Raw genomic sequence first — 20,226 nt, forward strand, 5'->3', positions numbered from 1 at the left:
ATGTTCCGTCTTTCTTTTTCCATCTAAACCGTGTCGACAAAATTCCGTTCTACTTTATTGAAAACGATTGTACCCAACAGCATGAGTATAATGGTAACCAATGTTGCATAACCCAAGCTGAGCCAGCTAAAACTTCCCTGACCCAAAAAGCCATATCTGAATGTTTCGATAATTGGGGTCATCGGGTTATACTCAATGATCCAGGCATAGGCCGGATATTTTTTGATCGCTTCAGATAGGGGATAGATTACTGTAGTTGCATACATCAATAACTGCACCCCAAAGCTGATGAGAAAAGCAAGGTCTCTGTATTTGGTGGTCATGGCCGATATAATCATGCCCGCACCTAAGCCCAATAAAGCCATTAATATTACAATGATTGGAAAAAGGCAAATGGCCCAGCTAACGTTAAAGTTGGCTCCAGCGAAATAATAATACCCCATTAAAATAAGGAACAGTAACATTTGTACACCAAAACGCACCAAATTGCTTACTACGATACTGAGTGGCATAATTAACCGTGGAAAATATACCTTGCCAAAAATACCGGCATTATCTTTAAAAACCGAAGAGGTTTTGGTTAAGCAATCGGCAAAGTAGTTCCAGGCGGTAATACCAGCCATATAAAATAATGGTTTAGGTAATTCGTCTGTAGATATGCCCGCTAAATTGCCAAAGATAAAGGTGAAAATAATGGTCGTAAATAAGGGCTGAATAAAGAACCATAAAGGGCCTAGAATGGTCTGCTTATAAAAGGAAACAAAATCTCTCCTTACCAGCAGTACAAGTAAATCGCGGTAAGCCCAAACCTCATTCAGTTTTAAATCCAGCAAAGAAGATTTTGCTTCAATGGTCCACGCTTGCTCTTCCTTAACCATAAATATTCCGTGTATTGTTCATGTTTTCATTTTGAGTAACTACTGCCAAATCAGCATCAATTTTTCCACCAACCAGCAAGTTTCGTATCGATTGAAGGTACTGCTTGTATCCAAATGCCTGCACACATTTTTCCTGCAGATTTTTTTGCTCTTGTTGTGTTTGTGTATGCCCCAGAAGGGAACTGATACTGTTTAATATTCCTTGTTGATCGTCTGGATCAACAAGTACGCCCAATTCGCCACCGCGAAGTGCATCTATACTACCATCTTTATTGCCCGCAATTACCCTAAGGCCACTTGCAAGGGCTTCGATAAATACAATACCGAACCCCTCTTTTTTACTAGGGAGAATAAAAAGATCTGACAATAAAAAGTGTTCAGTAAGTTCGGCTTCATCAATAAAGCCAATCATTTTAATATGATTTTGAAGATTATTTTTGCTAATTAAGTCATCCAATCGCTTCTTTTCTACTACATCCCATTTGCCCGCTAATAGATAAACCAGATTTGGATAGCTTTCCAGTAATTTCGGCAATAATTCAATGGTATGGTCGTACCCTTTATATTTTTCCGAAGAAGATAAGCGGGAGAGGGAGAACAAAATTAAATGTTCATTGCTTAAATGATATCGGTCTAACAAATTTTGTGGTTTTTCAAACTCGGTCGACAGGTGATAGAAAGGATCAAGGCAATTGTTTAATACTTCAATTCGCTCCGTTTGAATATGATGCATATCCATTACTTTCTGTGCAGTAAATTCACTTACACAAATAATTTTGTCAAGTTGGTTCAGCATTTTGAGCTTGGCATCCGATAATTTCTTCCAGATTTCGATGCCATGGGCCAACAGGTAAATCTTTTTATGAGGGTGTATTTTTTTAATGAAGTAAACAATATTAATGAGGTGGATGTGGCTCAGTACAATCACATCAGTTTTTAAGCCAGCTAAAAAAGATTGAATTACAAAACGTTCCTTCTTTCCTTCAAACCCCCTGAACTGGTTTTTGCTCAAGTACCTCGAATCGCGGTCTGTATTTTTATCATACATTGAATACACTGTCGACTGTACTATTTCTTCTTCACTTAAATCGTATAAAACGCGACTCAAACTGCGGCACACCTTCTCAATTCCACCAGTTAAACTAAATGTTTTTAGCGTTAAAAATAAAACTTTAACTGGCATGGTAGGTTCTGTATAAGGCCAATGCCGAGCTCCAGTGTAATTTATTATCGCCAAAGTTTTGCATCAACAATTTTGCTCTTTTATTGGTGTAACGGGATGGATCGGCAATATCACTATTTTTTCTCATCCACTCTTGAAAAGGGAAAGTAAAGCCCATTTTTGACCTTTTCCAGGTTTCTGCAGGTAAGTCTTCCTTGTAAGCCTCAACCAATAATTTCTTTTTCTGTTCGTAGCTGAACTTGATTTCGTTAGAGATAGAAAGCACCAGTTTAACAAAGTTGATGTCGAGAAAAGGCACACGCACTTCAACACCATGGCTCATGCTCATAAAATCGGTATCTTTTAACAACTGGTTTTGCATATACATGTTAAACTCAAACCAGCTTGCCCGTGTTTCGTTACTTGTTTTTTTAATTCCGGGTTGAATTGGGATTTCCTCAAGGCAATCGATAACGGTTTTCATATCAATGTCTAACAAATCGGCAATCACATCGGGCGAATAAACGCCCCTCAAACAAAGGTATTCACCAATAGGGGAGTTAAGGCTAAGGTAATACAAACGTTTAAACTTGGTATTGTTAGAGAAACGCATACTCCTTAAAACACTTTTGCTTAACCAGTTTAAATTCTGTATTTTATGGATACGATCAAAAGAGGGATAGCCACCAAAAAGCTCGTCGGCACCTAAACCCGATAACACTACTTTTATACCATTTTCTTTGGCCGCCTTGCACACAAACCAGGTATTAATTCCATCATTGGTGGGCTGGTCCATACTGCTTAAAACAGTTTCGAAATTTTGAACAAAATCGCGGTAGGTAATTAAACGTTCAATTTTATGTGCATCTATTTTTTGCAATAAACCGCTGCGTTGCTTCTGCTCAGAAAAATCTATTTCGTTAAAATTGGCCGAAATGCAGGATAGCTTTTTGCTATCGAACTGGTTGGCCAAAATGGTAATGATACTGGAATCTAGCCCGCCACTAAATAGCACAGCAATATCTACATCCGAAATCATTTGTTGCCTGATTGAGTTACTGAGTTGCTCGCGGATTTGCTCAACAGCGTAATCTTCATTGCGGATATGAGCGGTATGCTCAAACTCGTGATAAGATTGAACGAAATGCTTGGCATTTCTGATGTTGTACTTCAGGAATGAGCCTTTACCCAAACTACAAACGTCTTTTATGGTGGTATAGGGTTCTGGTATGTGCCCGAATGCCAGATAATAAATTCTCCAGTTGCTGTTTTCCTGGTAAATACCGGCATGTTTAAAGGCCTTAACCTCCGAAGCAAAGGTTAGCGTTTCTTTATCAAAGTGGTAATATAAAGGTTTAATACCGTTTTGATCCCTAACCAGGTAGATACATTGCTGCCGTTTATCAAAAATGCAAAAGGCGAAAATGCCATCCAGCTTACCAAATGCAGCTTCCCGCCAGTGTTGATAAGCATATAATATTACCTCTGTATCGGTTTGTGTTTTAAATATATAGCCTAGGTTAATAAGCTCGGTACGGATTTGCTGGTAATTATAAATCTCGCCGTTATAAGTAATTACAATATCCTCTTTGTGGCTTACCATGGGTTGATGGCCACTGCTGCTAAGGTCTAAAATGGCTAAGCGGCGGTTGCCTAAGCATATCGATTCCCTTTCAGCTTGATAAATGCCATAATCATCCGGGCCACCATGCTGCATACTCTCGCACATGGCCTTTACCTGCTCACTAACTTTTTCTAAAGAATTTCTGCTGTTAATAATGCCCGCTATGCGACACATAACTTTTTACTTGATCAATTTGAGGCTATCTAATCCAGTCCAGATACAGCTTCGCCCCCTCAGTCACATTTTATATTTTAAAATGACTGATTATTTTGTTTTTATGAATGAAGCTGAGCATCAAAGCTTCAGCGGTTTTTTGCTAAATGTTATATATTCCCCCATCATCCATCTCACATCATCCATCCTTAAATCGGTTCTACAAATGCTACCGAGGTATTAATGTTGATAGCATACCCCATATTTTGTAAACGCAATACAATACGTTGTTTATTTTGTATCGATACCAGTTCTGCAATTATCCCTTTAAATGGGCCAGCTTTAATCAATACCCTTTCACCAGGTTTAATATCATAGTCAATTACCTCCAGATCGGCATCGGTGGCCAGTAAAAGCTTCAGATCGTTAATTTGCCCATCAGGGATGGATGCGATTTGGCCGGAGAAATAAATAAATCTCGCAATGCCATTGGTCATCAATACTTCAGCATATTCTTTAGCCGAAATATACACAAACAGATAAGATTTGATTAAAGGCTCTTCTACTATTTTTTTACGGTCGCTCCATTGTTTAACCGTCTTTTTAAGCGGTAGATAAGCTAAAATAGCCTTCCTGTTCAATTCATCGTAAGCCTTTTTTTCAGCCCTCGAACGCGTATAAACCGGATACCATCTATAATTTTGATCTATCATTTGCCTTTATCCATTATTGCCGAAACTGCAATTAAGCCCCATCATCCATTTTCCATCCTTACTTCTTCTTCCAAAACTCCCACCAGCTGCGTTCATCATCATAATATCCACTCTTGCCATAACCCGTGTAATTAGAGTAATAATAAGTGCCGGTATTGCTGTGGGCGTAATTGGTAGTATAAATGTTGGCGTGTAATTTTTCATCATCAAAAGAGTTTAAAATAATGGCAATGTTATTCAATCCATATTCCTTTGATAAACGATCAGGGATGGTTGCCGCCCTGAATTTCGATACGCCAGAGCGGATGATAAACAGGTTAATATCTGCCTTTCTAATCAGTGGAACTGAATCCGAAACCAATCCGACTGGCGCTGTATCAATAATAATGTATTCGTAGGTTTCCCTCAATTTTTCGATCAGCGTGGCCATCGCTTTATGATGCAAAAGTTCTGAAGGGTTGGGGGGCACAGGACCAGATGTAATGTAATCAATGCTATGCCTTTCGTCTGTAAATATAACATCGCTTAAACCAGCCTGATTAGACAAATAACTACTCAACCCAATTTTATTGTTAGAACCAAAGGCGTGGTGCAACTTCGATTTACGTAAATCTGCTGCAATTAAAATCACCTTTTTGTCGATGATAGATAAGGTTCCGGCTAGGTTTAAGCTTACAAACGACTTTCCTTCTCCCGAAACTTCTGAAGTGATGCAGATTACTTTCGTATCCTGATCACTAGCCATAAAGCTCAGGTTGGTCCTAACCGATCTGACCGATTCGGCAAATATAGATTTTGGCCTTTCGATGGAGAGTACACTCTGCCCAAGCTCAACTTTTTTAGGGTATTTTAAAATTACCCCAATAATGGGAGTGGCAGTCAGGCCTTCAATCGTCTCGATATCGTATAGGTAAGGATTAAGTATCCTAACCAACAAAATTAAACCTAGGCCCGAAAATAGCCCCATAAATAGGTATGAAGAGTAAATTTTCTTCGGAACAGGAGAGATAGGGAAAAATGAAGGTTGCGCCGCACTAATAATCGTTGCCCCCGAAATTACCGCTGCTGAACTGATCTGGGCAGAAAGCTTGCGCTCAAATAACATCGAAAACATACGCTGGTTAATATCAAAATTGCTTTGCAACTTGGCAAAATCGTTTTGTTTAGCAGGTATGCTACCCAAAGCCTGGTTGGCCTGGCCAATTTGCCCGTTAATATAGCTAATGGTTTTTTGGTTCCGTTCGTGTAATAGCCTGATATTGGTTACAATGGCTTGCTTAACTTCGTTAATTTGACGATTAATGTCCTGGATGGGTTGCGCATCAGCATTAAAATTCTGTAGTTTATTCTCCCTGTTTATAATCAAACCGTTAAGCTGGCTAATTAAGCCGGTTAAAAGGGTGTTGTTGATGCCCTCCAGGTTCAGGTTAAGCTGTATACGGTCTTTATTGTTTTTAACCTGACTTTCTAACTGCTGTATGCCCAGTTCCTGTAATTGTAATTCTGCAATCTGGTTTTGCAGGTTAGAAAGTTTCGAATTACTGAGTTGCTTGTCGGTATTAGGATCAATAAGCTTATTGTTACTTTGAAAACTCGAAAGCTTATTGCCCGATTTATTAACCTGCTCATCCAAAAAGGCAATCTGGCTATCTAAATAATCGATGGTTTGTTTGGCCGATCTCTTCTTTAGTGTGGCATCGTTCTTTACATATTCTTTTATGATTTCATTCAGCACATTGGCCGAAAAAACGGGATTACTATCGGTATGCGTAACCCCCATAATATTGGTGTTTTTTTCCTGTTCGAAAACGTTTAATCCTCCGGCTGCTCTGCCATATAGATCGCGGATGCCGTTAAATTTAAAACTGTAATTGCCCGTTGCCGGGATTTCTGTTTTAACCGTAAATACCATGTTGCCGGCATTTATAGCCTGGCCATACTGGTACTTTTTGCTGCTTTTGTGGTTGTCGTCGCTGCTCGAGAGTTCAAAGCTTCTGCTATCTATTGGTTTTACCGCATAAGTTGCCCTACTGAAATTAACCGAATCCTGCGTCAAAATATCAACCTGAAAGGGTTGTTTCGGATAAAGTTCGGTTACACGTACCCTGCCTTCTAAATAATAACTGATTTTATAATCGAGGTTTTTCAGGGCGTTTAAAATAACATCTTCCGAACGCATGATAATACCTTCCGTTTGGATCTGGTTCTGGTTAAAAGGTCGGTAATTTACCGGAGAGCCCGGAAGTGACATCTGTTGCTGCTGGTCGCCATCCAGCTTTAACGATGCCGAAGTAATGTAAATAGGTGTAATGCTCCTTACGTAAAGCCAGGCCAATACAAAGCTAATCAGCACCGTTCCGGCAACCCAGTACCACCTGCTTAAAAAAATCAAGATAATTTTCCAGTAGTTAATCGTCTGACTGGCTAATTTTCTATTTTCGATTGGTGTTGAATTATCCATTAGCGCGCAAGGGTAAAGATTAACACAGCCAGATTCACCACTACAAGCAAGGGCTGTACAACATTGTTAATGCTGGTGAGTTTTTCGCTAAGCGCTGAGCTCTTGGTTTGCTGTAGCACAATAATATCATTGTTTTGAAGGATCAGTTTTTTGCTGGCCAGACTATTAATGTCGTTCAGGTTCACATAGATAATTTCCGGGTGACTCCTGTCACCACGAATAATTTTAAGGGTTTTAGGATCAGCGGTTTTATTAATACCCCCAGCTTCGCCAATAATATCAATTAAGGTCGTGTTTTCCCTTTCCAGTAAAAAATTACCTTGCCGGCCAAATTCACCCAATAAAGTTACTTTAAGGTTGATTACGCTTAACTCAATAATCGGATCGCGTAACAGTTGTTTGGCGTATAAATCCTGTATTTTAATGGCTGCCTCTCTGCGGCTCAACCCCAACACTTCTACTTTACCGATAGCTGGAAGATTAACTTTACCATCAATATCCACAGGATAGGAAAGTACATTATTTATATTCCCGGATGCTATATTCTGATTATTGCTGGTGGTACTACCAGCCTGCGACGAAGAAGCACCAAACTCCTTATTCTGTACATTTCTAACAGCCAATTGATCGTTAACCTTTATTTTATAATAGGCATCGCTAATACCCTGATCATTTACCACATATACCTGTTTAATGGTATCGGTAACAATATCACTTGGGGCATTAAATAGACTACGCTCCTTTCTGGCTGCACAACTGGCAAAAATGGCACAAACAGATAAAATACAAAGGAATTTTAAAATTGCTTTTGTCAGAATCATAATCTTGAAACGGGATGAGTAGTGATTGCCATAAGCAATACACTTAAAATATGGGTTAAAGATGCTTAAAAAAAAATTAAATAGGAAAGCATGTGCCGCTAAATCTGTTCAGCGTTTAACTAAAAAGCTTTTGCTCTTTTTAATGTCAATATCGCTGTGTGTAATTAACCTGTCTCATTAACAGGTGTTTTACTGGAATAATAGTTTCAAAATACCAGGTAAAAATAGAGTTGACATAGTCAAATCCTCTTTTTTACATTGATAATAATCAACCTGAAAGCGTGTTGTTGTATGTTTATAGCTACGTTTTTGAGTTAGGTTTGCTCATATCTTATAGCCATGATAAAGCGCTCAACCTTATTATTATGTTTTTTAACATTTGGAATCTTTCAGGCTTTAGCCGATACGGGTTGTGCTTACAACGGGAATGTGTATACCAGGTCACCATATTTCAATAATATTTTCGATTTTAATATATATTGGTCGGTTCCGTTGCAGGATAATTGTCCCCTTGGTTCACTTCAAACAACCCAATATGCAAATATTTCTACCATCTCTGGAACTACTTGCAACGTTGGCTTTTTTCAGGCAGGAGTCGAAGTTACTTATCAGGTCGATTTTTGTCCCCTGGATGATTTGATTTGGATAATGATATTCCCAGCATGCTTTTGGAGTTATAGAATTGCCAGAGATAGAAAAACAACTTCTTTACTTAATTAACCTAATTACTATTTTTATTCAGATTAGTGGCCTAGGATCATGTTTTATTAAAGGTTACGGGTGGCTCAGGCGATGGCTATGGAACACTTGTTACTTTTTCAACAAGCCCTACAGATTGCCCAATAGACGGCTATGTTCCTTTATTGCTTATTTGCTTTTCTTTCTTATCTGTTTTTTGGATAAGGAATAGAGTAGATGTTGCGATAATATAATTGGCATCCAGAATTAATTGTTACAATTTATTGGATTTAAATAGCTTCTCTGTATATAGGATATATAGTGTTGATTTTAAGTATTTTTTAATTAGTTGTTTGTGCTTGGTACTACTTATATTTAGTTTGTAAAATATCATTTTTGTAGTGTTTTGTTTGCATTTAAGTATTCTTTAATTTATTATAATGATCTTTGTGCTGTATGGTGGCAAAGGTGTTTAAGGTTCTAATCTCGCTTTCTTTTTTAATTTCTATTTCTAATGCATGTTTAGCACAAACGGGTTGCTTAGTGCTTAATTTCGATACCTATAGTAAGGTATTTAATAACCACGAAACTACAACGCAGTTTTATACGGGAAACGGAAATAACTTTGTTTGGTGGGAAGGTGTATGTGGGCCACATACTTATATCGCCACTTCGGGACCTTCCTTAGGTACCTGCACACTAAATGGATCAACCAGAACAGGAGAAATCTATGCCATTTCTGATACTTTTGCTGCTCCATGTGGTGTGCCACTGGATGATTATACTATTTTGATATTATTCTGTGCAGCACTTTTAGGATATTATCTCATAACAAAACAATGGCTAGTCAAGTTATAACTTGAAATAAGCCAGAGCGCACTATATCATGAAGTTTATTTAAGACTGACTGTTTAATCAGCAATTCGTCTTTAATATGATATTCTCCAATATCCATTTTGAAAGCATTTTCTGAGCTAATGGGATACTAAAGGATAATTCAAAATTATTTTGTTATTGACTTTAATCAAACGTTTGCGTTGAGCCTAACCTAGGCTTCAGTTAGCTATTTGTGCACTTAAATGGTATAGGCATAGTTTTATTCGTTTTCTATAAAATCTCTATTGTCATATTAATCTGGATTTACACTTTGTTCATTTTGTTCGTTGTTCAAAATATTTAATTTTGTAGTTGTAATTAGACTGCTTTTTTGATTTTTTGTTAAACTTCATTTTTTCAACTAGGCTTATTTATTTAATGTTATAGTTTGTCATTTGTTGAAAAAGGTTGTTTTTGCATTTGTTTTTTTTGTCTGTTCCCTCAATTCATTTGCTGGAGATCCCGGACCCAATTATGCATGTTGGGAATATGGGAATAATAATTTCTACACGCATTATTGGAAAGATGATACTTACTCAAATTGGGGCTCAACCCAATATCACTATTATGATAACGCTTCGGGGGTAATTACCGGTACTTATAACAATTCTCCTAATTGTGGTGAAATTAATCCAAATAATCCTGGTGGAGTTATTGTGTGGTCTCAGGGTGGTGGGAGTTGCTTTATTAATATAAACGGTAGCATATATCAGGGTAATTTGGGGACTATAGATTATAGTAATTATAACCAATGTAATGTACCTCTTGATGATTCAATTATTTACTTATTAACAGTAGCTACCATATTTGGATTCGGAGTGATACGGTTAAATTATTTCCGTTTTAGCTAATTTTTCCAAAACTAGCCTCTACTTTTTTCCGTATATGGCTCCATTAAACCAAGCATTTAATGGTAAAGTATCTCCTGGCTATTTTCGTAGCCTGTTTTATAATTTGTTCTTGTAAAGCCCAAACAGGTTGCCGTACCGGTGATTATATTTATATCACTGCAAATGGTACCTATAATGATGGTGGTTCTACAATAATTAAGTACAATTCTACAGATAGGATCGCGAAAAGAAATTATGCAGAAGATCCCGTATGCGGTATAGATAGAAACACTGCTGATGGCTATCCCATTGTACCAGGCACAGCTACAAACCCCGATTCAAAGTGTGTATCAGATATTAATCTCACTGATGAAGGGAAATTGGTTTATTATAATAATGCCGACAACACCTGTGTTTCTGTACCAATTGATAGATATATTCATGTGCTTTTAGTTTTTGCAGGTATTATAGGTGGTTATTATATTTCGAAGTTTAGCATAATTTTATGTTAAATATTTATTCCTTCTAGTTGTGGGGTTGTTCGTGTCATATAGTGGCTTTTAATGAACAAAACGAACGATGAATTTTACTGCTTCGATGGCTAGGTTTGTAGTGTACTCTCACACAACCGGGCATGAAGTTTTTAACAATATTTATAATCATCATATGCATCTGTACTCCGAAAATGGTGTTTTCTGCTGATGGTTGTCTAATTGAAAATACTGTTTATCCAACAAAAGTCACTAAAGGCCTGTTGAATGTGGTCGTGGAGTTGCTTTTTGGGTCGTCAAACTTATACTATAATACATCTGGAGTCTTTTCTGAATGTGGCTGGACTCCCGCTACTACAGGCACTAGCTGTGCTATTTGTGATGGCACTTATGATGAGGTTAATGTGCTTGGAATTCAGTTAATATCGGGATGCTCTGGAACTATTAAACAAGGATATCAAGGTGTTGGTTTTAATGTTGTAGAATGCAACCTCGACGATCATTCCTGGCTTTTCGGTGCTGCCGCTGGGCTCTTCGGCATATTCATCATCCGAAAAAGGACAAAGCCTTAAACCATATGCTTGCAAGCATAAATCAATGCTGCGTATAACAGCTTAATTTTTATCTTTACCCAGGCTTCAGCTTATGATTAAAATAGGCCGAAAACTTACTGGTAAATCATGAAAATATCCCTCATTACGGTAGTTTACAATGGCGAAACATTTTTACAAGAATGTTTTAATTCCGTTCAGGCTCAAACTTATCCCAATGTAGAATATTTAGTAATTGATGGTGGATCGAAAGATAAAACCCATGGCATAATAGCCAGAAATCAGGCGCATATCAATTATTTCGTTTCAGAAAAAGATCATGGACTATACGATGCCATTAACAAGGGGATAGCAAAATCTACCGGGGATATTATTGGTATTTTAAACGCTGATGATATGTTTTCTAGCCCTGATGTATTAACTGCTGTGGCCAAAACCTTTCAAAGCCAGCCTGAAATAGATGGCCTGTATGGCGATTTAAATTATATACACCCGGCTAGCGGCAAAATTGTGAGAAAATGGAAATCACGAAATACAACTTTTAAAGATTTAGGACAGGGATGGATGCCTGCCCACCCAACACTTTACATAAAGAAAGCATTATTCGAAAAACATGGGGGCTATGCTTTAGATCTGGGCACTACTGCAGATTACGATTTAATGTTGAGGTTGCTTTATACGCACCAAATTAAGACTGCATATTTGCCTATGTTAATGGTTAATATGCGAGTTGGTGGGGTGAGTAACAAGTCAGTATATAGCCGCTGGTTGGCCATGGTCAACGATTATAAATCGCTCAGAAGAAATAAATTACCATATCCGTTTTGGGTATTGTTAAAGAAAAAGTTAAGTAAGCTAAAACAGTTTTAAAAAATAAAATACCGCTTTAAGAGATTAAATTAAGTAGAAATAGACGATTCATATACGTTTTCATTGAAAAGGGTTGATTAATGTCATATTAATATTGAATCAATTAGTGTGATTAATCCTACAATTTTTATATATTTGTTAACAATCCATCCCGCTTTGTTTAACGATATACTGCATTCGAACCCAACCTATTTTTATGGCGCCATATTTACTCTGGCCTTTTCTGCTGTAATTTTAAGTGTACCCAGTGTAATATACACCTCGTTAAAATATGGCTTATTCGATAAGAATGACCTATACCGCAAAAACCACAAACGAAATATTTCTCGCCTGGGTGGCCTTGCCATAGTAGGTAGTTTCACCGTTAGCATTTTGCTTTTTTCATCCATTATTAATTTTAAGGAAGCCAATTTTGTAATTGCATCCTGTATTATTCTTGCGGCGTTGGGTTTAAAAGATGATGTGTACGGTACCAATACCAGTACCAAGTTTATTTTACAGATTGTAGTAGCTTTTATTCTGGTGTTTTTTGGTGCATTCAGGTTAACAAGTTTGTATGGTGTGCTTAATATTGGCGATATGCCACCCCTATGGGGAAGCCTGTTCTCTATTGCCCTGATTATTTTTTTAAATAATGCTTTTAATTTAATAGATGGTATTGACGGGTTGGCCGGTGGCATAGGGATATTAGCCAGTTTGGTTTTTGGTATTTTGTTCGCCAGCATGGGGCAAATTCCTTATGCCTTTATAGCCTTTGCGCTGGCAGGAGCTATTGGAGGTTTTCTAAAATATAACTGGTTTCCTGCCAAAATTTTTATGGGCGATACCGGCGCTCTGATTATCGGACTAATTTCTGCAGCGCTGGCAATCAAATTCATTGAGCTTAATAAGTTCACTGGTAAAAACCATCCGGCCTTTTATTCTGCGCCAGCCATTGCGGTAGCCATATTAATTGTGCCTATATTCGATTCGTTAAGGGTATTTTGTATTCGTATTTTAAAGGGAACTTCGCCCTTTAAAGGAGATCGCAACCACATTCACCACCGTTTAGAAAGGCTTGGCTTAAAACCAAACTGGATAGTGCTTGCTTCATTAGCGCTCAATGTGGTTATTCTGGTGGCTACCATCTCGCTGCAGCGATTGGGTAATTTCGTGTTAATTTTTCTTATTATAGGCATCTGCGCGATCTTTAACGGAGTACTTTCGCTTAGTTTACATAGAAAGTCAAAAGGCTAATAGTTCCGTAGCTATCGTCTAAAACGCCCTTTCATCATTCCATTTCCATCTTATCATATCACGCTATTCAATTCATAAATTAATACTAATTTTGCACTCTAATTTTTTAATAACATGAGGCTGGCAATAAATGGTTTTGGTAGAATAGGAAGAACATTTTTACGTTTGGCATTAGCCGAAGGCTTTGAGGTAGTAGCAATTAACGATCTGGCAGATGCCAAAACAATGGCGCACCTGTTTAAATATGATACCGTTCATGGCGTTTTTGCAGGTAAGGTTTCAGCTAAACCCGATGCCCTGGTAATCGACACGCTTTCTATTCCTGTTTTTGCAATGAAGGATGCCGATGAGTTGCCATGGTCGGCATTAAGGGTCGATTTGGTTGTCGATTGTACCGGTAGGAATTTAACCCGTCCACTCGCCCAAAAACACATTGCTTCAGGTGCTAAACAAGTATTAATCTCTGCTCCGGCAGCTGACGATATCCCAATGGTGGTGTTAGGTGTTAATGATGATCAGATTGATTTGAGTAGCAAAATACTTTCTAACGCAAGTTGTACGACCAATAACATTGCGCCCATGATCAAAATCCTGAACGATAACTGGGGAGTAGAAGAGGGTTACATTACTACAATCCACTCTATGACCGGAGACCAAAACCTGCACGACGCCAACCACAAGGATTTAAGAAGGGCGAGAGCCGCCTCATCTTCTATCATCCCTACTACTACAGGTGCAGCTAAAGCCATTACCCATATTTTTCCCGAACTGGATGGCCGTTTGGGAGGTGCAGGAATCAGGGTTCCGGTTTTAAACGGGTCGCTTACCGATTTTACCTGTCTTTTAAAGAAGAAAACTAGCATTACGGAAATTAATACAGCATTTAAAAATGCTGCCGATAACGAGCTTAAGGGTTTAGTCCAATATACCGAAGATCCGATTGTTTCGATTGATATTATCGACAATCCCCATTCCTGCGTATTTGATTCGCTGCTTACCTCTATCGTTGGTGACATGGTTAAAGTGGTGGGCTGGTACGATAACGAATATGGCTACAGTAGCCGCTTAATTGATGTGGTAAAGAAAATAGATTTATTGCCGAAAGCCTGATTTAATGCACTTTTTGCTATTGTTACCTTCGGGTATTGCTGAACCGTTGATAAAGCATAGCTAAAGCATGGATAGAGAGTAGTTAGAGTACAGTTCCATAACTAAGTTTATTTGGCTGTCGATTTTAATGCCCAGTATACCAATACAGGCTGGAAAAACAGACGTACGAATCTTTTTGAATCCGTATTGAGCCCAAAGGCACTTCGCTGCTTTGTAAACTGGGAAATATTTCCCGGAAATACGGCTATAAACAGTCCGGCTGCAATTTTGCCTATAGCGCTTTGGTATCTTTTTGGGGCCAGCACCAATGCTGCACCCAGGCCAATTTCTACCAAACCAGAGTAAACCACGGTATCATCTTTTTTTAATGGTACCCAATCGGGCACTTGCGCCTGGAAAGGCTTCCGTGCAAAGGTTAAATGGCCAATTCCAGCCGTAATTAAACCTGAACCCAATAGTATTTTTGCTGCTTTTTTGATGTGTTTCTCTTTCACAACGCCATAAATTAGTTAACGGATAATATATACTCAACAACAGGCCTTGTAATCTGTTTTGATTTATGCGTATTATCATCAAATAGGTCGTAATTTCAATATATCCAATTAATTACATTGCTGTAAATGTTAAATCTATAATTTGGTAGTTTAGTTCCTACTATTAAATTTTGCTGCAGATAATTCTTTTGACCAATGATGCCAACCCTAAACAGACGCTTTACCGATGTTGCAATTTTAACACTTGTATTTCTGGTCACGGCTTTTAATGTCAATGCACAACGAAAAAAAGAGAAAGAACGGCCGAACATCATCGTAATCTTAACCGACGATATGGGCTTTAGCGATGTAGGGGCCTTTGGGGGTAAATTTGTACCAACACCCAATATAGACCGTATCGCTACCAACGGTTTAAAGCTTAGCCAATATTACAGTGCAGCGCCAATATGTTCGCCATCACGCGCAGGAATCCTCACTGGCATGTATCCGGGCAGGTGGAATTTTTGTACTTATCTTGATAATAAAAAGCACAATAAGGCTGCAGAACAAGCCGATTTTCTTGATCCAAAAGCGCCCAGCATAGCAAGGATTTTTAAAGAGGCAGGTTATGCGACCGGGCATTTTGGCAAATGGCACTTGGGTGGTGGTCGTGATGTTAAAAACGCACCAGGTTTTGAACAGTATGGCTACGATGCACATGCCAGCACCTACGAAAGCCCCGATCCCGACCCGGCAATTACAGCAACCAATTGGATCTGGTCTGATAAGGATAGCATTAAACGTTACGACCGGACTAAATATTTTGTAGATAAAACCCTTGCTTTTTTTAAAGCACATCCAAACCAGCCTTGTTTTGTAAACCTTTGGCCCGACGATGTGCATACACCCTGGGTGCCCAGAAAAGAAACCGAATATACCGGCCAATATCCAATGAACCCGGAAGAAGAAGCCGCTTTTAAGCTGGTGTTAAAAGAATACGATAAACAAATCGGCCGGCTTCTGGATGGTTTGAAAGCGCTCGGTGCAGATCAAAATACCATTATAATTTTCACCAGTGATAATGGTCCCTTGCCCAGTTTCAGGGGAGCCGGGTAGAAGGCCTAAGAGGATCTAAACTCTCATTGTATGAAGGAGGTATCAGAATGCCTTTCCTCATCAGCTGGCCCGGGCACATTAATAAAGGTAAAACAGACGACCTTTCTTTAGTTACCGCTACAGATCTTTTACCCTCACTGGCCAAAATGGCTGGTATTAGCTTGCCTCTAAGTTATAAAGGAGATGGTATCGATCGGAGCCATGTTTTCATGGGGCAACCTTCATTAAGAAATAAAGAGATGTTTTGGGAATACGGTCGGAATGATATTGCCTATAAATATACCCGTCCGGTTGATAAAAGCCCAAACCTGGCAATCAGGGAGGGTGAATGGAAATTGCTGATGAATAGTAATAATGCGGATATGCAGTTGTACAATATCGTTAAGGATAAAAAGGAGACCACTAATCTTGCCGACGCCGAGCCTGAGGTAACCAGCCGGTTAAAAGATAAATTGCTGGACTGGTGGAATTCCCTTCCAAAGCCTAACTAAAATGCCTCAATGTGATTGCCTTGAATGGGATTCCTAAACTATGATTTAAAAGGTTTTTAATAGAAATTGGACGAAATCCCAGTGGTTGGGAGGAGTTTTCTGAGCTTTGCAATATCTGTTGCTGTAATTTTATTTCCATAGATGTACAATCCTTTCAGGGTTTGGGAAAGTTTTGAAAAATCGTCAGGAATCATTGATAACTGGTTGTTTGAAATACTAAGTGAGGAAAGTTTAGGGAGCTCGAAAAAACTGCTGGGGAGTGATTCGATCGAATTGCTGGTAATTCTCAGCTCTAATAGGCTTTCCATTTCTCCAATCGATATTGGTAGTTCGCGCAGCATTCCTGATTCGGCGCTGAGGAAGGTCAATTTTTTAAGATTGCCAATATGTTCAGGCAGTTTTTCAATTAAATTAGAATTTATAGTGAAAGATTTTAGATTGGAGAGCGAGCTTATAGATTCAGGGAGTAATCTGTACGGCCCGGCTAATTGTAGAGTTTCTAAATTCCTGAGGTTGCCAAAATTTTCTGGCCACTGGCTAATATTTGTGTACAGAATTTGGAAGTATTTAATATTCAGGTCAGTGAAACTAGTTGGTAATTCTGGGTATTTTCCCTCAAGGACGAGAGTATCTAAAGATGATAGCTTTCCAAAATCAGCAGGTAGCCTGGGATTGGCAGCTGTAGTGGTAAAATAAAGGTTTCTTAGTTTACTGAGTTTAGAAATAGAAGATGGCAACATTTCGGTCGAATTTGTCCTCATAACCTCAAGACTCTCTAGATCGCCAATATTGCTGGGTAATCCCTGCATAGGGTTTAAGTTGCACTCCAGACGCTTTAGCTTTTTTAATTTACCAAAGCTGGCGGGAAGATACTGCAGACCACAAGAAGTAGCAATGAAAGATTCTAAATTCTCCAGATCACCAAAACTTTCAGGTAGCGAGGTAATATTCCCCCCCAATTGAGATGCGAAATGACAAATTCTTTTAACTTCTTAAGGTTCCCTATGTTAGCTGGTACGGAATAAATTTGCGTACCATCAACATTTAAATACTCTAGATTTCTGAATTTATCTCCGATAACGGGGGCAATAGCGCGTGCTGAGCTACCTGACATATTAAGGTGTTTAAGGTAAGTTAAGCCCTGTAAAGCTGGATTGCTAATAATGTCTTCAAATATCCAGGCAATTCCACTGGCATTTAGCAATAATTTTGTAACGTGTCCATTCTCGATAACAACTCTACTCGAATTTACACTAAGTTGTAGGTCGTCAAGAGCCTCTGTTTCTAGGTAGTTGCCAGTATTAATTTCTAAACTGGCTGATGCTGATTTACTACCGTACCAAGTTGTCCATGTCAGCTTATATCGAGTATTGGCATACCCCTGAAATTCAACATATGGGGCGTTTATGTCGTCTATAATAGTACCTCCAAAAGTTTGGTTATGGATGAAGGCATATTTGCCATCAACCGTCCATAGTCCTCGGCGGTTTTCTGTTCCTTTTAGGTAGAATTTTGTCTGATTATCTGGGCTTAAATTTTCTATTTTTGCAAGCAGGGGCTTAAACTTGATGCTAACAAAGGATTCACTTATTTTTCCTCCCGATGAACTTACTGTCCATTTTAGGCTGTAGATTTCCCCAGGCATACCATTGAATTTGGAATTTGGATTGGTGTAGTCTGAAAAATAGACCAAAGGATCCTCAATCAAGCCTTTTTCTATTGTCCATTTACCAGACTGGCCGGGTTTTAAACTATCGGCATTGAGAGTAACCTGAAACTTTTCTACATCATTTTGATTTGTACCAGCTGTGGCAAATGGTTTGGCTGGAATGATTAAAATCTCTTCCTCTTTTTTGCAAGCAAATAGAAATAATATAATAGTGATTAGTAAAATGTTGCGAAGTGGCATGGCCGAGAGCATTTTTTTGTTCTAAAAATAAAAAATGTTTTTCAGTTAGTTACAATTAATTTATATTTACTTTTTTAACGTTGGTCTCAGATGCGTAATACTACCCCGCTCGCTTTACTTCTTGCTTTATTTCTTGGCTTACTTTCTTGTAAAAAGGCTATTGTTGAAAAGGATGGAGACTCTTTTCGGATTTCGATGCTTCCACTTCCAGAAGTAGAATTCAATACTTTTAGGGTAAAAGGAACACTTGATGTAAGGAATGTCAACGGTGAGATTCAATATGGATTGCTTGTTGGTAAATCTGTTAATCCTACCATAGAAAATGCAACCCATATTCTTCTAGGAAAGGCAAATGCTTCTGTCGATTTTACTAAAGAGTTAAACGGCTTAGACACCGGAACGGTGTATTATGTGCGAGCATATGGGAAAATCGGGGATATGATTGAATATTCTGCAAACCAACAAATTTCAAAGGTCTCGCCCCAGATTAAAATGCCTGATAGCACTTTGAATTATGGTCGGAACTTTACTTTTTCTACCAATATTACCGCAATAGGGGAAAATGCGAAAATACAGTTGACCCTTAATGGGCTTCCCGTGGCAATAAAATCTATAGCCAGTACTTCTTTAGGGCTTGTGTTTACGGCAGAACCGCCAAATAATCTGATAGACGGAGAGGTATCGCTTAATCTTATTGTCGATAATATTTCTATACGGTACTCTAAAAAGCTGAATTTATTATCAGGTATGTGGAAAGATTTGCCTGATTTACCATTCGAGAATTATGGATTCGCATATAATGCGGAGAAAATATTGGTAGGAGATTGGATATATAATAATATGATTATTTCTGGAACAGCGACAGAATTCAGTAAATTTAATTATAAGACTGGACAAAGAGTTAAACTAACGCCGCTTGCTGGAGGGTTTGTCTATCAAAAAGGAGCAATTATCTCCATTGGTGACCAGATTCATTTCATTTGCGGAGAACGGGCCGGGAATTATCAATCGTGGGTTGTCACTAAGGTTCATTATGTATATAATATATCCACAGATAGCTGGATCAAAGAGGCTGATTTTCCGGGAGAAGAAAGAAGGACCCCGGTTTTTGGAGTTATTGGCAACAAAATTTATGTGGGGCTTGGAGTAAATTCAGGAACGATTTCAATGCCTAAAAATACTTTTCATCAGGATATGTGGTCATATGATCCCTCTACAAAGGTTTGGCAAAAACTCACTGATTTTCCAGATGCAGGGGGAAGGATGCTTCAGGCAAACTTTGTCATCGGATCCAAGTTATATTTCACAGCAGGTGTGGCAAAATCTGGCAATCAAAATATATCATCTAAGGACACTTGGGGTTATGATGTTGCTAGCAATCAGTGGGCCAAGAAGGCTCCATTCCCAGGAAAGGCAGAGGTACTTTTTGCCAACTTTACTATTGGGGGATACGGCTATGTTGGGATGGGAGAATCGATGGGTTATAATTCGTACAATGGAAAGAATTTGGAAAATGCAATGTACAGATATGAACCTAATGCCAATCGTTGGCAGCGGGTAAGTAATGGATATCAACTGGTCTCTGATCCTTTTTCGGCATCAAATGGAAGCATTGGACTCATTGGAGGAGGCACGGATGCTAATTCAGATTACACTCCACAACTTTATTACTTTACACCCTGATTGGTTAAACCCATTATTATATCCGGTGTGAAGCAGGTAAACACTTTGTTTTTAAGGGGCAGAAAATCAATCCAATCATGATAAAATTCAAGTTAAATGT

18 protein-coding genes are annotated in these 20,226 nt (G+C 38.5%); 9 read left to right on the forward strand and 9 right to left on the reverse strand.

Annotated features, from left to right (window positions below):
- Positions 1-23: 23 nt before the first annotated feature.
- The 6 genes from G7074_RS16250 to G7074_RS16275 form a co-directional block, all read right to left on the reverse strand.
- Positions 24-878, reverse strand: coding sequence for an ABC transporter permease (locus G7074_RS16250; RefSeq protein WP_166209901.1), 855 nt, complete (start codon positions 876-878; stop codon positions 24-26).
- Positions 871-2,061, reverse strand: a complete 1,191-nt coding sequence (locus G7074_RS16255; protein WP_166209904.1) for a glycosyltransferase family 4 protein — start codon at positions 2,059-2,061, stop codon at positions 871-873. Before G7074_RS16255 ends, G7074_RS16250 begins: the two co-directional genes overlap by 8 nt.
- On the reverse strand, positions 2,051-3,838 hold the full coding sequence (gene asnB, locus G7074_RS16260) for an asparagine synthase (glutamine-hydrolyzing) (RefSeq protein WP_166209907.1): 1,788 nt from the start codon (positions 3,836-3,838) through the stop codon (positions 2,051-2,053). The genes G7074_RS16255 and asnB overlap by 11 nt, the downstream gene beginning before the upstream one ends.
- Positions 3,839-4,026: 188 nt before the next feature.
- Positions 4,027-4,530 carry a UpxY family transcription antiterminator gene (locus G7074_RS16265; protein WP_166209910.1) on the reverse strand — a complete coding sequence of 168 codons (504 nt, stop codon included), beginning with the start codon at positions 4,528-4,530 and terminating at the stop codon, positions 4,027-4,029.
- A 58-nt stretch (positions 4,531-4,588) separates the two neighbouring features.
- Entirely contained in the window at positions 4,589-6,991 is a 2,403-nt protein-coding gene (locus tag G7074_RS16270; protein WP_166209913.1) for a tyrosine-protein kinase family protein, read from the reverse strand.
- Positions 6,991-7,812, reverse strand: a complete 822-nt coding sequence (locus tag G7074_RS16275; protein ID WP_166209916.1) for a polysaccharide biosynthesis/export family protein — start codon at positions 7,810-7,812, stop codon at positions 6,991-6,993. Before G7074_RS16275 ends, G7074_RS16270 begins: the two co-directional genes overlap by 1 nt.
- 1,221 nt (positions 7,813-9,033) lie before the next feature.
- On the opposite strand from G7074_RS16275, the gene G7074_RS16280 reads away from it, so the two are divergent.
- From G7074_RS16280 to gap, 6 genes are all read left to right on the forward strand, one after another.
- On the forward strand, positions 9,034-9,348 hold the full coding sequence (locus G7074_RS16280; RefSeq protein WP_124560881.1) for a hypothetical protein: 315 nt from the start codon (positions 9,034-9,036) through the stop codon (positions 9,346-9,348).
- Between the two features lie 928 nt (positions 9,349-10,276).
- The gene (locus G7074_RS16285) at positions 10,277-10,708 is read left to right on the forward strand and encodes a hypothetical protein (RefSeq protein ID WP_166209919.1); all 432 of its coding nucleotides are present in this window, start codon (positions 10,277-10,279) and stop codon (positions 10,706-10,708) included.
- Between the two features lie 122 nt (positions 10,709-10,830).
- On the forward strand, positions 10,831-11,259 hold the full coding sequence (locus G7074_RS16290; protein ID WP_166209922.1) for a hypothetical protein: 429 nt from the start codon (positions 10,831-10,833) through the stop codon (positions 11,257-11,259).
- 108 nt (positions 11,260-11,367) lie between these two features.
- Complete coding sequence (locus G7074_RS16295; protein WP_166209925.1) at positions 11,368-12,108, forward strand: glycosyltransferase family 2 protein; 741 nt, start codon at positions 11,368-11,370, stop codon at positions 12,106-12,108.
- Positions 12,109-12,264: 156 nt separating this feature from the next.
- A complete protein-coding gene (locus tag G7074_RS16300; protein ID WP_240916329.1) occupies positions 12,265-13,344 on the forward strand; it encodes an undecaprenyl/decaprenyl-phosphate alpha-N-acetylglucosaminyl 1-phosphate transferase in 1,080 nt (359 codons plus the stop codon).
- 114 nt (positions 13,345-13,458) lie between these two features.
- The gene (gene gap / locus G7074_RS16305; protein WP_166209928.1) at positions 13,459-14,454 is read left to right on the forward strand and encodes a type I glyceraldehyde-3-phosphate dehydrogenase; all 996 of its coding nucleotides are present in this window, start codon (positions 13,459-13,461) and stop codon (positions 14,452-14,454) included.
- Between the two features lie 107 nt (positions 14,455-14,561).
- Here gap and G7074_RS16310 read toward each other — a convergent pair whose 3' ends face one another.
- Positions 14,562-14,948, reverse strand: a complete 387-nt coding sequence (locus G7074_RS16310; RefSeq protein ID WP_166209931.1) for a hypothetical protein — start codon at positions 14,946-14,948, stop codon at positions 14,562-14,564.
- Positions 14,949-15,143: 195 nt separating this feature from the next.
- Between G7074_RS16310 and G7074_RS27635 the strand changes: the two genes are divergently transcribed.
- Positions 15,144-16,043 carry a sulfatase gene (locus G7074_RS27635; protein ID WP_255456739.1) on the forward strand — a complete coding sequence of 300 codons (900 nt, stop codon included), beginning with the start codon at positions 15,144-15,146 and terminating at the stop codon, positions 16,041-16,043.
- Positions 16,044-16,069: 26 nt separating this feature from the next.
- Positions 16,070-16,534: a sulfatase gene (locus G7074_RS27640; RefSeq protein WP_255456740.1), complete on the forward strand. Its 465-nt coding sequence runs from the start codon at positions 16,070-16,072 to the stop codon at positions 16,532-16,534.
- A gap of 56 nt (positions 16,535-16,590) precedes the next feature.
- Here the strand turns inward: G7074_RS27640 and G7074_RS16320 are convergent, their stop codons facing one another.
- Both G7074_RS16320 and G7074_RS16325 read right to left on the reverse strand, forming a co-directional pair.
- Positions 16,591-17,493 carry a leucine-rich repeat domain-containing protein gene (locus G7074_RS16320; protein WP_166209934.1) on the reverse strand — a complete coding sequence of 301 codons (903 nt, stop codon included), beginning with the start codon at positions 17,491-17,493 and terminating at the stop codon, positions 16,591-16,593.
- Positions 17,439-18,443, reverse strand: a complete 1,005-nt coding sequence (locus G7074_RS16325; RefSeq protein ID WP_166209937.1) for a leucine-rich repeat domain-containing protein — start codon at positions 18,441-18,443, stop codon at positions 17,439-17,441. Before G7074_RS16325 ends, G7074_RS16320 begins: the two co-directional genes overlap by 55 nt.
- 90 nt (positions 18,444-18,533) lie before the next feature.
- Between G7074_RS16325 and G7074_RS16330 the strand changes: the two genes are divergently transcribed.
- Positions 18,534-20,126: a hypothetical protein gene (locus tag G7074_RS16330; protein WP_166209940.1), complete on the forward strand. Its 1,593-nt coding sequence runs from the start codon at positions 18,534-18,536 to the stop codon at positions 20,124-20,126.
- The last annotated feature ends 100 nt before the right edge of the window (positions 20,127-20,226 follow it).

It is taken from the genome of Pedobacter sp. HDW13 (genome assembly GCF_011303555.1).
Classification (GTDB): Bacteria; Bacteroidota; Bacteroidia; order Sphingobacteriales; family Sphingobacteriaceae; genus Pedobacter.